Source organism: Streptomyces murinus, from assembly GCF_002154555.1.
Taxonomy (GTDB): Bacteria; Actinomycetota; Actinomycetes; order Streptomycetales; family Streptomycetaceae; genus Streptomyces; species Streptomyces murinus.
Genome location: NZ_MUNF01000507.1, coordinates 1 through 14,569 on the forward strand (window position 1 = coordinate 1; position 14,569 = coordinate 14,569).

Below are 14,569 nucleotides of genomic sequence, written 5' to 3' on the forward strand. Positions count from 1 at the left end.
CCTTCCCCTCCGAGGCGGGCACCGTCGAGGCGGTGCGCGGCGTGGACTTCGACCTGCTGCCCGGCCGCACCCTGTGCATCGTCGGCGAGTCCGGCTCGGGCAAGTCCGCCACCGCGATGGGCATCATGGGGCTGCTGCCGCCCACCGCCGACCTGCGCGGCCAGGTGCTGCTCGGGGGACAGGACCTGATCGGCCTCGACGACCGCGCCCTGTCCAAGATCCGCGGCAACTCCATCGGCATGGTCTTCCAGGACCCGCTGTCCGCCCTCACCCCGATCTTCTCGGTGGGCCGGCTGCTCTCCGACGCCCTGCGGGTCCACCAGGACCTGACGAAACGGGACGCCTGGGAGCAAGCCGTACAACTGCTCGATCTCGTGGGCATCCCCGACCCGCGCGGCCGGGCCACCGCCTTCCCGCACGAGTTCTCCGGCGGCATGCGCCAGCGCGTGGTCATCGCCATGGCCATCGCCAACCGCCCGTCCGTGCTGGTGGCCGACGAACCCACCACCGCGCTCGACGTCACCGTGCAGGCCCAGATCCTCGACGTACTGCGGCTCGCGCAGCGGGAGACCGGCGCCGGACTCGTCCTGATCACCCACGATCTCGGGGTCGTCGCCGGCCACGCGGACGATGTCGCCGTCATGTACGCGGGCCGCTTCGTGGAACACGCCGGCGTCCAGGAACTCTTCCGCCGGCCGACGATGCCGTACACCGCGCGCCTGCTGGCCGCCGTACCGACCGTGGACGGCGGCGCCCGGCGCCCCCTGGTCCCGATCGGCGGCGAACCGCCCGCCCTGGTGGGCCTCCCGGACGGCTGCCCCTTCGCACCCCGGTGCGCCGTCGCCCTCGACGCGTGCCGCTCCGGCGAACCGGAGCTGAGCCATGTCACCGGGCACGGGGACGTGGCCTGCCTGCGCGCCGCCGAGATCGCCGACGGCTCCCTGGACCCGGCGGGCGATGCCGCGCCCGTCGACCCACCGGCGCCCGCGTATCCCGCCGGCACCGGCGAGGTGGTGCTTCGCGTCTCGGACCTCGTCAAGACGTTCCCGGTCACCAAGGGCGCCCTCCTCAAGCGCCGGGTCGGCACGCTGCGCGCCGTCAACGGGGTCGGCTTCGAACTGCGCGCCGGTGAGACGCTCGGCCTGGTGGGCGAGTCCGGCAGCGGCAAGACCACCACGCTGATGGAGATTCTGCGGCTCACCCGGCCCGAAGGCGGCCGCATCGAGATCTCCGGCGTCGACGTCGGCACGATCACCTCCGGCGCGCGGGCACGCGAGCTGCGGCAGGACGTACAGATCGTCATGCAGGACCCCCTGGGAGCGCTGGACCCCCGGCTGCCCGTCTTCCATCTGCTGGCCGAGCCCCTGCGGGCGATCGGCCGCGATCGCGAGTCGATCCGCGCACGCGTCCGCGAACTGCTGGCCCTGGTGGGCCTGGACGACGCGGTGAGCGACCGCTTCCCGGCCGCGCTCTCCGGCGGCCAGCGCCAACGGGTCGGCATCGCCCGCGCGTTGGCGACAGAGCCCAAGCTGCTCGCGCTCGACGAACCGCTGTCCGCGCTGGACGTCTCGGTACAGGCCGGGGTGATCAACCTGCTGGCGCGGCTCAAGCGGGAACTCGGCCTCGCCTACCTCGTGGTCGCCCACGATCTGGCGGTGATCCGGTACATCTCCGATCGCATCGCCGTGATGTACCTGGGGCACATCGTGGAGACCGGGGACACCGAGGCGATCTTCGCCGATCCGAAGCACCCTTACACCCGGGCGCTGCTGTCGGCGATCCCGATACCCGACCCGGAGCGCGAACGCGCCCGCGAACGCGTCGTCCTGGAGGGCGAACAGCCCAGCGCCGCGCGCCTGCCCGAGGGGTGCGCCTTCGTCGACCGCTGCCCGCTGTACCGCCTCGCCGACGAGGAACTGCGGCACCGCTGCCGTACACAACCCCCCGCCCTCATCGCGGCGTCCGGACTTCCCGGCCACCAGTACGCCTGCCACGGCGTCTGAACCCCCGGCGCCGACCTCCCCGATCTTCCTGATCTCCCCGATTTCCGAAGGAACCCTCCACCATGCGTACCAGACTGGCCCTGCCCGTCGCCCTGATCGCCGCCATCGCCGTCACCGCCACCGCGTGCCAGTCCTCGGGGAAGGACTCCGCCGGATCGGACACGAAGAACACCCCCAAGGCCGCGTCGTCCGTCGCCGACTACGACCCGACGCCGTACGACCGGATCAAGGACGGCGGCACATACACCTCGGTCGGGACCTTCGACGACCAGGGCAATCCGTTCAACGTCAATGCCACGCTGACGGCGTCCCGCGTCTGGTCCTGGTACAACGCCGACGCGATCACCTACTCGCCGACCGGCGAAGTGCAGTACAACCCGGACTACTTCAGCGATGTGAAGGTCTCCGTGGCGGGCGGCAACCAGAAGGTCACGCTCACCATCAACCCCAAGGCCGTCTTCAACGACGGCACCCCCATCGACTGGACCGCGATCGAGGCCACCTGGAAGGCCGACAACGGTTCCGACAAGGCGTACGCCGCCTCCTCCACGGACGGCTACGACCAGATCACCTCGGTCGAGAAGGGCAAGAACGCCAAGCAGGCCGTCATCACCTTCAAGGGGGTGTACCCCTCCTGGTCGAGCCTCTTCACCACCTTCCTGCACCCCAAGGCCGCGACGGTCGAGAACTTCAACAAGGCGTACGTCAAGAAGGCGCATCCGGAGTGGGGCGCCGGGCCGTACACGGTCGGCAGCTGGGACACCCACTCGGGTGACATCACCTTCGTCCGCAACCCGAAGTGGTGGGGCAAGAAGGGCAAGCTCGACAAGCGCATCTACGTCAACCTGGAGTCGACCGCCGCGGTCAACGCCTTCAAGAACGGGCAGGTCGACAACGTCTCCGCGGTCGACGCCGAGAGCCTCAAGCAGATCAAGGGACTCCCGGGCACGGAGATCCGCAGCGGCGGCAGCCCCTTCGAGTACTCGCTCTACCTGAACTCCAAGTCCCCCCTCCTCGCCGACCCCACCGTGCGCAAGGCCATCGAGGAGAGCGTCGACCGCTCCCAGATCGCGAAGATCCAGTTCCAGGGCCTGGACTACAAGGAGCCGCTGCCCGGCTCCGCCATCCTCTACAGCTTCCAGAAGGGCTACCAGGACAACGTCTCGGCCGTACTGAAGTACGCCCCGGACGACGCGAAGAAGGCACTCGACGCGGCCGGCTGGAAGCCCGGGAGCGACGGCATACGCGCCAAGGACGGCAAGAAGCTCGAAGTCGGCTACACACTCCTCGGCGACGACCCGCTGGACAAGGCGACCGCGGGCGCCTTCGCGGCGATGCTGAAGCCGGTCGGCATCCGCCTCGACATCAGGAAGGCCGACGAGTCGGACTTCTCCAAGATCCTCAGCGACCGCAAGTTCGACCTGTTCCTGTCGGGCAACCGCTCGATGGACCCGTTCGGCGCCCGCTACCTGTGCGACTTCTACTGCTCCGACCGCGACTCCAACATCACCGGCGCGGGCACGCCCGCACTGGACAAGAAGATCCGCGCCACCACCGAGATCGCCGACCTCGGCCAGCAGGCCGCGGCGGCCAACCAGGTCGAGCGCGAGGCGCTGCGGCAGTACGCCTTCCTCCCGCTGTTCAGCGGCCCCTCGACCTATGGCGTGAAGAAGGGCCTCGCCAACGTCGGCGCGACCATCTTCTACAACCCGCTCCCGGAGACGGTGGGTTGGCAGAAGTGACCACGCGCGGGACGGCGCCGTAGCGCGCGCGGGCCGCTCCGCCTTCCGGCGGAGCGGCCTTTTTCACCATCCGCTCTACGATCCGCCGCGCTCGCGGGGGATCTTCAGCCCCGCCTCGATCGCCACCGGCAGCCGGTTCTCGGCCGGCGGCAGCGGGCAGGTGGCCAGATCCGTGTACGCGCACGGCAGGTTCGCCGCGCGGTTGAAGTCCAGGAGGACCGTGCCGTCGGCGGCGGGCGGCTCCACGGTCAGCACCCGGTTGGCCGCGTAGGTGGTGACCCCGGAGGTCGCGTCGGTGAACAGCACCATCAGCCGGCCGGCCCCGTGCCCGGGGAAGGCCGTCAGGGCGAACTCACGCCCGCCCAGCTCGAACTCGATCCTGCCCGGAGCGTCGTACACATGCTCAAGGCCCTCGACGGCCGCGCCCACGGTGGTCGGCCGCGGCTCACCGAAGGGGACGTACCGGCCGGTCACGGCCCAGCGTGGGTCGGGGGAGTAGGCGGGCGTTCCGGCGAAGGCGGTGCGCAGCGGCGCGTCCGGGTGCCGGGGGCGCACGATGTCATGGCCGCCCCGCTTGGCGACCTCGATGACGGCGTCGCCCCAGACCGCGTCGACACCACCGCGCTCGGCGAGCACCCCGAAGCGGTACTCGCCCCGCACCGGCTTTCCGCCGATGACGAGTTCCTCTTTCTCATCGAGAAGTACGACTACTCCGTCCCTGTCGCTGCGCCACGCACCCGGCGCGTCGGGGAAGCGCCGCGGCCGGTCGTCGAGCCAGTGCAGGCCGGTGATGGCCAGGAACCCGTGCGGGTCGGCGAGCCTGGCCTCATGGGCGCGGTACCAGCGCCGCCAGTCGTCGGTGAAGTCCCGGGGGTCTGCCGTGGTGGTTTGAGTGGTCATGAATCTCTCCTCAGTGCACGGGTGTTACGGGTGCCTGCGCGAACGCGCAGCGTCTGTCATCCGGCTGCCCGGCTGCCCGGCTGCCCGGTCATCCGGGCTTTCATCCGGCCAGTTGGCCGAGGAGTGTCCAGGTGCGGCGGCGATCGGCGTCCCCCGCGATCTCGGTGAGGGAGAACACGACCTCGGTGGCGCCGGCGTCGCGATAGCGCCGCACCTCGGCCGCGACCGTCTTCTCGTCGCCGATCACGGCCAGGTCGACGGCCCGGCGGCCGCCGGAGAGCTCGATGGCCCGGGCATAGGACGGGAACTGCTCGTAGAACGCGAGGCTCTCGGCCAGCGTGGCCCGCACCGAGTCCACGTCGTCCGTGACGACGCCGGGCACCAGGGCCACGACCCTGGGCGCGGGGCGCCCCGCGTTCTCGGCGGCGGCGGTCACGGCGGGCACGATGTGCTCGGCCAGCGCGCGCGGCCCCGCCAGATACGGCAGGATCCCGTCCGCCAACTCGCCGCTGGCCCGCAGCGCCTGCGGCCCCATCGCGGCGACCAGCAGGGGCACACCGCCCTCGGCACCCGCGACCCGCGCCGGGACCGGAGTGGTCGCGGTGAGCAGCTCACCGTGGAAGTCGGCCGCGCCGGTCCGCGTCAACTGCCGCAGGACGGTGAGGAATTCCCGCAGCCGGGCGATGGGCCGCTCGAAGGGCAGCCCGAAGCCGGTCTCCGTCAGCAACTTGGTGCCCAGGGCCAGACCGAGGTGGTACCGGCCGTGCGTCGCGGCCTGGGCGGTCAGGGCCTGGCTGGAGACGATCAGCGGATGCCGGCCGAAGACGGGAATCGCGGAGGTGCCCACGTGCAGCCCGGGCACCTCCCGCCCGACGATCGCCGCGAGCTGCGGCGAATCCGCGCCGAAGGTCTGCCCGAACCAAGCGGACCGCAGCCCGGCATCCGCCGCCTCCCGCGCCAGCCGAACAGTGGCGTCGACCTCGTTGGGCGCGTCCTTCGCGTTGAGTGCTACTCCAACAGTCATACCAATGAAAACGAACGCCCACGGGGCGGTCATTCCGGGTCATGTGTGACAGCTTCATGTCGACTCCATCCAGCACACCGGGCACACCGCCACCCCGTCGATCACTCTGCCGAAGACGACGTTCGCGTACACCCAGCTGGTCAACCGGCTCGACAAGACCGGCGACGGCTACGCGCCCTTCGTCAAGGACCGCCTGTCCACCGTCGCCGACGAGGCCGGCGGCCAGATCGACGTCAACTACTCGGACCCGGCCTGCGACTTCGGCGCACTGCCCACTGCCGAGAGCAACACCACACGTTGCTTCCCGCAGTACACCGGCGGCAGTTCCTCGGACGATCCCGAGCTCCAGTGGTTCAACAAGTACGTGGTCACCTCCGTGACCTCGACCGACCGCACGGGCGGGGCGCCGGACCAGGTCACCGGCTACCAGTATCTGGGCGGCGCGGCCTGGCACTACGACGATGACGACGGCCTGACCAAGGAGAAGTTCAAGACCTGGTCGCAGTGGCGCGGCTACGGACAGGTCCGTGTGCGGACCGGCGGCCAGGGCGGGCCCTCGGCGATGAAGATGCAGGCGGACACGTACTTCCTGCGCGGCATGGACGGGGATCGCAAGGGCCCCTCCGGCGGCACCAGATCCGTGACCGTCGCGCTGGGCGACGGCGAAGGCGACCCGATCACCGACGAGGAGCCGGCGGCGGGCTTCGCCTACAAGACCGTCAGCTACTCGGGCCCCGACGGCAAGATCCTCGCCAAGACGGTCAAGCGGCCCTGGCACCACGAGACGGCGAAGAAGACCCGCGACTGGGGCACCGTCACCGCCAACTTCACCGGCACCGCCCGCGTCAAGAGCTGGACCTCGCTCGACGACGGCGCCGGCGTCAAGTGGCGCACCATGTCCGCCGCCAACACCTACGACACGGTCGCGGGACGCATCACACAGGCCGACGACTTCGGCGACGACAGCACTCCCGACGACGACCAGTGCACCCGCACCACCTACGCGACCGGCACCAGTGGCAGCATCCTCACCCTGACGTCCCGCGTCGAGACGGTGTCCAAGGCGTGCGACGCGCAGGTCACCCGCCCCGACGACGTGATGTCCGACGCGCGTACCGCCTACGACGGCGGCGCCTATGACACGGCCCCGACCAAGGGCGACGCCACCGCGACCGCGGAGCTCAAGGACTACGACGGCACCACCGCGGTCTACCTGGAGTCCGGCGCCACCTTCGACTCCTACGGCCGCCAACTGACCGGCACCGATCTGACCGCCGACGTGAAGGTCACCGCAGCCGGGGCGATCACGCGGACCGAACGCAAGGACGGCCGTACCACCACGACCGAGCGCACCCCCGCCACCGGACTCGTCACCACGGTGAAGGTGACCACGCCCCCGGCCAAGGCCGGCGACGCGAGCACCGCGCAGACCACGACCACGACGCAGGACGTCCTGCGGGGGCTGCCGCTGACCCAGACCGACACCAACGGCAACGCCACCAACTTCGCCTACGACGCGCTGGGCCGTTCCACCAAGGTGTGGCTGCCCGACACCCTCACCGGCCAGACACCCAACTACCAGTTCACCTACACGGTCGCCGAGAACCAGCCGGTCGTCGTGGGCACCAAGACGCTCGGCAACAACAGCGCCCAGCGCACGTCGTACACCCTCTACGACGGCTTCCTGCGCCCCCGCCAGACCCAGGACCCCGGCCCGGACGGCGGACGCCTGCTGGCCGACACCTTCTACGACGAACGCGGCCTGGTCTCCAAGGAGTTCGCGACCTACTACACGACCGACGCACCCAGCGCCGTCCTGCTGAAACCCGCCGACGCCCTGAGCGTGGAGACCCAGAACCGCTACACATACGACGGCCTGGGCCGCCAGACCGAAGCGAAGCAGACGGCGGGCAACGGCGACGGCGGCCCCGTACTGGCCACCACCACGACGAGCTACGGCGGCGACCGCACCACGGTCATCCCGCCCACCGGCGGCACCGCCACCACCACGCTCGTCGACGCCCGCGGCCGGACCACCGAGCTGCGCCAGCACCACACGCCCAGTGCGAGCAGCGCGTACGACACCACGCGGTACAAGTACACACCGCGCGGAGAGCTCAGCAGGCTCACCGACCCGGCAGGCAGCGTCTGGACGTACACGTACGACCTGCTTGGCCGGCAGAAGGAGACCACCGACCCGGACAAGGGCAAGACCACCAGTACGTACGACGACCGTGGCCAACTGACCACGACCAAGGACGCCCGGCCGGACAGCCCCGCCCTGTGGCACGGTTACGACAACCTCGGCCGCCAGACCGAACTGCGCGAGGGCTCGGCCACCGGTACGCTGCGCGCCTCCTGGACGTACGACACCATCACCAACGCCAAGGGCCGGCTGGCACAGTCCACCCGCTACGACCATGGGAACGCCTACACCACCAAGGTCGTCGCCTACGACCGCCTCTACCGCCCACTGCGCACCTCCCTCTCCATCCCCGCAGCCGAAGGGGCCCTCAAGGGCGACTATCTGACGGCGACCACGTACAACTCCTCGGGCACGGTGCAGGGCATCGGCTACCCGAAGGCAGGCTCCCTGTCCGCGGCGACCGTGAGCTACACCTACCAGGACGCCACCCTGTGGCCGGCCTCGGTGAGCAGCAGCCAGGGCATCAAGGCCACCACCAGCTACTACCTCACCGGCAAGCCGTCCCAGTACGAGCTGTCCAAGAGCGGTGGCAAGAAGGCCTGGGTCACCGACACCTACGAGTGGGGCACCCAGCGCCTGGAGTCCTCACGGATCGACCGCGAGGACGTCGCCGGAGTCGACCAGAACAGCACCTACCACTACGACGAGGCCGGCAACGTCCGGTCCGTCTCCGACGTCTCCCGCGACGGGGCCGACACCCAGTGCTTCGCCTACGACTACCTCGCCCGTCTCACCGAGGCCTGGACCCAGAACACCACCGGCTGCGCCGCGACCCCCAGCGGCAGCGTGCTCGGCGGTCCGGCCCCCTACTGGTCGTCCTACGGCTACGACCTGGTCGGCGACCGCACCACTGAGACGCTGCACGACACCACGGGAGACTCCGGCAAGGACACCGAGCGCACCTACGACTACCCCGAAGCGGGCAGCCCCCATCCGCACGCCGTGTCCTCCATCACGACCACCGGCCCCACCGGAACCGCGAAGGACAGCTACGGCTACGACGAGACCGGCAACAGCACCACCCGCACACTGAGCGGTACCACCAGGACCAACGGCTGGGACGCGGAAGGCCACCTGGCCAAGGTGACCGAACCCGGCGCGGGCGACACCGCCACCACCACCGAGTACCTCTACGACGCCGACGGCAACCGCCTCATCGCCCGCACCCCCACCGAGACCACCCTCTACCTCGGCGCCACCGAGATCACCCTCGCCAAGGGATCCACCACACCCAAGGCCACCCGCTACTACGACCTCGGCGGCGGGCAGACGGCCGTCCAGACCGACGACGGCACGGTCTCCTTCACCCTCGCCGACCACCACGGAACCGCCCAACTCGCGGTCGACTCCGCCACCCAGAAGCTCACCCAGCGCCGCACCCTGCCCTTCGGTGGCACCAGGGGCACCGAGCCGGCCACCTGGCCCGGCACCAAGGGCTTCGTGGGCGGCACCGACGACACCAAGACCACCGGACTCACCCACCTCGGCGCCCGCGAATACGACCCCACGACAGGCCGGTTCCTCAGCGTCGACCCCATCCTCGACCCCACCGACCCGCAGTCCCTCAACGGCTACAGCTACGCCAACGGAAGCCCTCTCACCTACGCCGACCCCGATGGCCTCCGACCCGTCACGTACTGCGAGACCGGTTGCAAGACAGACGGCGGCGACACCTACCAGGACTGGATGGCGCCGAAGAGCGACGGCACCTGGGTCCACAAGGAGAAGTACTCAAGCTATTCGTACGACTCCTCAGGGGATCTTCACAGCGTAGTGACAACGGGCAGCGATCTACCGGCCACCGGCAAGCTGATCGTGTACAAGCCCTACAACTTCACCCCTGAGAAAAAGATCGCCAGGATCGCAGCCTCTCTCGTCTTCGACTACGCGGCCTGGAAGGGCTGCGTCAACGACCCCGGTTTCAGCATGGACTGTGCGTCGGCGCTGGGGGACATCCCCGTGGCCAAGCCGCTCAAGCTGGCGAAACTCGGCAAGCTGAAGAAAGTGGACGAGGCGGTAGAGGACGTCTTCGGCATCAAGAAGGCCGAGAAGGCGGGCACTTCATGTCTCGTCAGTCCCAAGCACAGCTTCCTGCCCGGCACCACGGTCCTCCTCGCTGACGGAAGCACCAAGGCTATCGAGGATGTGAAAACGGACGACGTCGTCCAAGCCACCGATCCCGAAAGTGGAAAGACGGTGACGAAGAAGGTCGTCGCCACCATCACCACCGAGGACGACAAGCACTTCACCACCCTCACGATCGCCACCGAGGGCGGCGGGGAATCCACCATCACAGCCACGGACACCCACCCCTTCTGGGTCCCCGAACTCAAGGACTGGGTCGACGCCGGCACCCTCAAGCCCGGCCGGCATCTGCGCACCAGCGCCGGCACCCACGTCCAGATCACGGCGGTCGCCCACTACACCAAGCGCAAGCGGACGTATGACCTCACCGTCGACGACGTCCATACGTACTATGTGCTGGCGGGCGAGACGCCAGTGCTGGTGCACAATTCGAATGGCCTGTGTGGAACCGCAGCTCTGGAAAATGGAGACTGGCAGCACATCCTGGATCGGCACCGGCCTGGCGGCGCAAAAGTAGACGACAAGTCTGGAATTTTCACAGGTAAGGCCAAGCACGTTCGCGGGCGAATAGCGGAGACTATCAACCGAGGGACGCCAAGGCCGAACACTCCGGACCCTGAAACCGGTAGGCCGCGCGCCGGTCAGATATATGAGTGGGACTTCGGTGTTCCTGTCGGAAGGGCAGGGCCAGGGAATGGCGGGGGAGAGTTGACAGGCATCCGTGTCGTCGTGAACGACGGTAAAGTCGTGACGGCGTTCCCGTTCTAGATGAGCAACGGCGAGCTGAGGAATTCGTGATTCACTTCTCCTTCAAGGTCCCGAATGCAGGGTCGCCCTGGCGTGACACCTGGGACAGGGCCTTCCAGGTCAACCCGGCAACCATCAGCGAGATGGACCTCTGCTACAAGTATTTCGGGGTGACTGTCGACCTTGCGGTTGACGAGGTTGAGATCATCTCCAGCGAGGGGCATGTGACCCTCGTCGATCTAGCCCTGTCTCTTTGCCACGCATTGAGCCGTCTCTCGGCAGGAGAAGATACGGCGATCGGCTTCACGGAAGATGATGAAGTAATCCGCTTGCGACGCGAGACTGATCTAGTCGCAATTACGTCATCGAAGCATCAGTGGCAGGTCTCTGTGGAACAGGAAGAGCTCGTTGGTGCTTTCGTCGACTTCCTGCGAGAGGCGCATGCTCGTCTGACAGTGAATATCCCCGGGCTGGTCGATAACCCAGTAGTTCAGCGGTTCTCACCGGAATGGCTGGACTCGATGCCAGGCGAATAGAGGGTGAAATCACAGGGGCCCCGCTGGAATGTTCCAGCGGGGCCCCTGTGCCGTTTGACGGCAACGGTGACGGCAACGTCAGCGGACGACGGTTGCGGTGGGTGGGTCGAGGGTGTCGATGGCCTGGCGCTGGAGGCGGAGGCGTACGTGGGCGTAGACGCCGGCGGTGACGCCGATGTGGGCGTGGCCGAGAAGTTCCTTGATCACGACGAGATCGACGCCCTGTTCCAGGAGCAGGGTGGCGGTCGAGTGCCGGAGATCGTGGAAGCGGATGGTCCGGAGTCCTGCGCTGCGGAGGAGGCGGCGGAAGCGGCGGGTGAGGTTGGTGGGGTCGAGTGGCCTGCCCTTCGGGGTGGTGAAGACGAGGCCGTTGTCCGTCCAGCCCGTTCCGGCCGCCTGGCGCTCTTCCTGCTGCCGTTCCTGATGGGTCTTGAGAGAGCTGATGCACTCGGTGGGGAGGGCGATGCGGCGCTCGGAGGCCAGGGTCTTGGTGTTCAGGACGGTCAGACCCTGGCTTCGGGTGCGCTGGAGGGAGCGGTGGATGGTGGCGGTGCCGCGGCCGATATCGAGGTTTTCCCAGTGGAGGCCGAGGAGTTCGCCCTTGCGGAGTCCGGTGCGTAGGGCGAGTTCGTACAGGGCGTGGAGACGGTCGTCGTCGGCTGCCTGGAGGAGCAACCGGGCTTCGGCGGCGGTGAGGGGCTGGAAGCGTCTGGGGGCGGGGCGCGGCCGTCTTGACGTTCCGGGCGACGTTGCGCGGCAGTTCGTCCTCGCGGACTGCGTGCTCAAGGGCGGACTTGAGGACGGCGTGGACGTATGTCACGGTCAGCGGCGACAGCCGCTTCTCACAGCACTGCCCGATGGCGCAGCAGGACCGCCGAACAGCGTCCCGTTCCTGGGCACAGCACTGGCAGGTGGTGCGGAGTCCGTCGAGGAAGGTGCGGACGTCACGGGTGGTGAGCCGGACGAGCTTCTTCGTACCGAGGCCGGGATTGAGGTGGAGGCGGATGGAAGCGGCGTAGCGGGTGTGAGTGTTCTCCCGCAGGCAGTGAACGGCGACGCCGTCCAGCCAGTACGTGAAGTAGGCGCTCACCGTGCTGTCGGCCGCCGCGACGGGCAAACCGAGGTTGCTAGTGCTCTGACCGGGAAGGTTTACCGGGTTAGCGGGGGTCACTCCTGCTCGGAGGCAGCTGCGAGGTGGCGGCGGCAGAGGTCGGCAGCCGTGAGGTGGGGTGTATGCAGCGTGTCGCTGTAGAGCCGCATTTCACGAGCTGCCCGGTCGAGGTGCTGCCAGAAGATGAGCGGCAGGTCGAGATCGGCACCGAGATCGACGAGACAGTCGAAGGCCAGTCCCAGCTCGTTGTGCTCCAGGAACTCAAGCGTCGTCGAGAGGTCGATGTTCGCCAGGCCCGTCAGGTGGCCCCGAGCGGCGTCGAGGTGGTTACGGGTCCGGTTCCAGCTGGTCTGAAGTGCCTCGCGATCAACGGTCATGGCGTCAGTGTCGCCGGTGCCGTTGGTATGGTCACGCGGCTTTCGCTGCTCGCCCGCCCCAGCGGATGCCCTTCTCGCTGCGGATGCGGGCGCGTTCGCGTCGTTGGGCGGCCGGCACGTCGGGATGGCGGGCGTTCTTGTTGCGCCAGCGCAGGTAGGCGTGCAGGGCGCGCGTCTGCGCGGTGTGGTTGCGGTGGTCGGAGTTGGCGACGGTGAACTGCCGCAGCGGTCCGAAGTGGGCCTCGATCGGGTTCGCCCAGGAGGCGTAGGTGGGGGTGAAGCACAGCTTGACCTTGTGTCTCTTCGCCCAGCGGCGGATGTCGGCGCCTTTGTGGGCGGACAGGTTGTCCAGGATGACGTAGATCGGGGCGCCGTCCGGGCGGGCGTCGCGGATCGATTTCAGCGCGGCCAGGGTGGTCGCGGTGCCCTTCTTGCGCCGGTTGACGCCCCACAGGGTGTCGTCGCCGATCGAGTAGCAACCATGGAAGTACCGCACCCCGTGAGTGCGGTGGTAAGTCGCGGGATGCCGCTCGGGCCGACCTTGCTCGGCCCAGCACGACCCGCCGGTGGGCCGGATGCCGAGCGGCCCGAACTCGTCAAACGCAAATACACGGTCCGGGTAACGCTCCAGCACGTCCTCAATGCGGTCCAGCTTGGCGTCGCGCTCGGGGTCGGGCGACTCCTTCCATGTCTTGGTCCGCTGGAAGGTGACGCCGCGGCGGGCGAGCAGGCACCGTAACGCCTCGCGGCCGATCCGGATGACGCGGCCGTGAACGCGGCGCAGGTAGGCGGCGAGTTTACGGACGGACCAGCGGGCGAAGGGCTGGCCGAGCTTGGTCGGGCGGGTGGTGGCCGTCTGGACGACGAAATCCTCGTCGTCACGGTTGAGCAGGCGGGGACGGCCTCCCGCCCATCGAGGGTCCAGGCAGGCCAGCCCGATCTCGTTGAACCGGTGGATCACATCCCGGACGGTGTCCTCGTCGGCCTGCACCAGCTTCGCGATCACCGGGACCCGGTTGCCGCCGGCCGAGGCAAGCAACATCATCGCGCGCCGATAGCTCACCGAACTGGTGTTGCCCCGGCGCAGGATCTGCTGCAATTTCTGCCCCTCCTGGTCAGTCAGCCTGCGTACACGGACAGGCTCAGCCACCCCACACCCCCAGCAGTCGGACGGACGTCTCAGGACATCCAACCGCCGGAATCACCAACCCGGCCAACCTTCCCGGTCAGAGCACTAGCANNGGCCAGCACGTATCCGGCGGCTTCCCAACGGTCGTCCTTGCGCTGGTAGATGGTTCCGTCGCCGTTGGCGCGGGAGCGGATGCGGCGAGATGAGGCGGGGCGCGGCGTGGTCATCAGGCGGCGGCTTCCTGTTCAAGTCGAAGTCGGGGTGGTTGACGAGGTGGAGCAGGTCCCGTACGGCGGGGCTTGCCGCGCGGCGCAGGTCCAGGGTGACCATTCGGGGCATGGCGAACCAGGCCCCGGGGCGGGCGTGGATTTAGCGAGGAGATGCAGCCGGTGAGGGCCGGGGCTCCGAGCTGAGCGAGTGCGGCCGTGGCCACCGGCAGGGCGATGCCCATGCGCGTGCCCAGATGGGCGGCGGTGATCGGGGGTTCCGTGCTCGGCGCGGTGGGTGTCCGAGATGCGCCGGGCCGCGTCCAGCAAGGCGGCAGGCAGGGCCGGGCTGGAGGCGGGTCGGGCCGTCTTGGCGCCGGTGACGGGTGGAACGACGTCTGGAGCCGGAGACGATTCTTGCTTCTCGACCGGGGAGGCAGCGACAGGGGTGGGTATCGAGGGCTCGGGCGTGGGTGCTTCGTCAGGCGCAGGCGCAGGCGCAG

At 68.7% G+C, this 14,569-nt stretch carries 8 protein-coding genes and 1 pseudogene; 4 read left to right on the forward strand and 5 right to left on the reverse strand.

The window, feature by feature from the left end:
- Both CCN72_RS27955 and CCN72_RS27960 read left to right on the forward strand, forming a co-directional pair.
- On the forward strand, positions 1–2,003 hold a 2,003-nt coding region (locus CCN72_RS27955), incomplete at its 5' end, for a dipeptide ABC transporter ATP-binding protein (protein ID WP_107430170.1).
- Between the two features lie 62 nt (positions 2,004–2,065).
- The gene (locus tag CCN72_RS27960; RefSeq protein ID WP_208638118.1) at positions 2,066–3,745 is read left to right on the forward strand and encodes an ABC transporter family substrate-binding protein; all 1,680 of its coding nucleotides are present in this window, start codon (positions 2,066–2,068) and stop codon (positions 3,743–3,745) included.
- A gap of 75 nt (positions 3,746–3,820) precedes the next feature.
- Here CCN72_RS27960 and CCN72_RS27965 read toward each other — a convergent pair whose 3' ends face one another.
- Entirely contained in the window at positions 3,821–4,645 is an 825-nt protein-coding gene (locus CCN72_RS27965) for a DUF1684 domain-containing protein (protein WP_086810638.1), read from the reverse strand.
- Between the two features lie 100 nt (positions 4,646–4,745).
- Positions 4,746–5,669, reverse strand: a complete 924-nt coding sequence (locus CCN72_RS27970) for an LLM class F420-dependent oxidoreductase (RefSeq protein WP_086810640.1) — start codon at positions 5,667–5,669, stop codon at positions 4,746–4,748.
- A 376-nt stretch (positions 5,670–6,045) separates the two neighbouring features.
- Between CCN72_RS27970 and CCN72_RS27975 the strand changes: the two genes are divergently transcribed.
- A complete protein-coding gene (locus CCN72_RS27975; protein ID WP_341868897.1) occupies positions 6,046–10,728 on the forward strand; it encodes a polymorphic toxin-type HINT domain-containing protein in 4,683 nt (1,560 codons plus the stop codon).
- A 26-nt stretch (positions 10,729–10,754) separates the two neighbouring features.
- Positions 10,755–11,243: a hypothetical protein gene (locus tag CCN72_RS27980; RefSeq protein WP_086810644.1), complete on the forward strand. Its 489-nt coding sequence runs from the start codon at positions 10,755–10,757 to the stop codon at positions 11,241–11,243.
- Between the two features lie 78 nt (positions 11,244–11,321).
- Here the strand turns inward: CCN72_RS27980 and CCN72_RS27985 are convergent.
- The 3 genes and pseudogenes from CCN72_RS27985 to CCN72_RS27995 form a co-directional block, all read right to left on the reverse strand.
- A pseudogene (locus tag CCN72_RS27985) lies at positions 11,322–12,378 on the reverse strand (tyrosine-type recombinase/integrase); the annotation flags it as partial.
- A 32-nt stretch (positions 12,379–12,410) separates the two neighbouring features.
- Entirely contained in the window at positions 12,411–12,731 is a 321-nt protein-coding gene (locus CCN72_RS27990) for a MafI family immunity protein (protein WP_086810646.1), read from the reverse strand.
- A 31-nt stretch (positions 12,732–12,762) separates the two neighbouring features.
- Positions 12,763–13,881 (reverse strand): IS630 family transposase, encoded by a 1,119-nt coding sequence (locus CCN72_RS27995; protein WP_086810648.1) that lies wholly within the window; start codon positions 13,879–13,881, stop codon positions 12,763–12,765.
- Positions 13,882–14,569 lie beyond the last annotated feature (688 nt).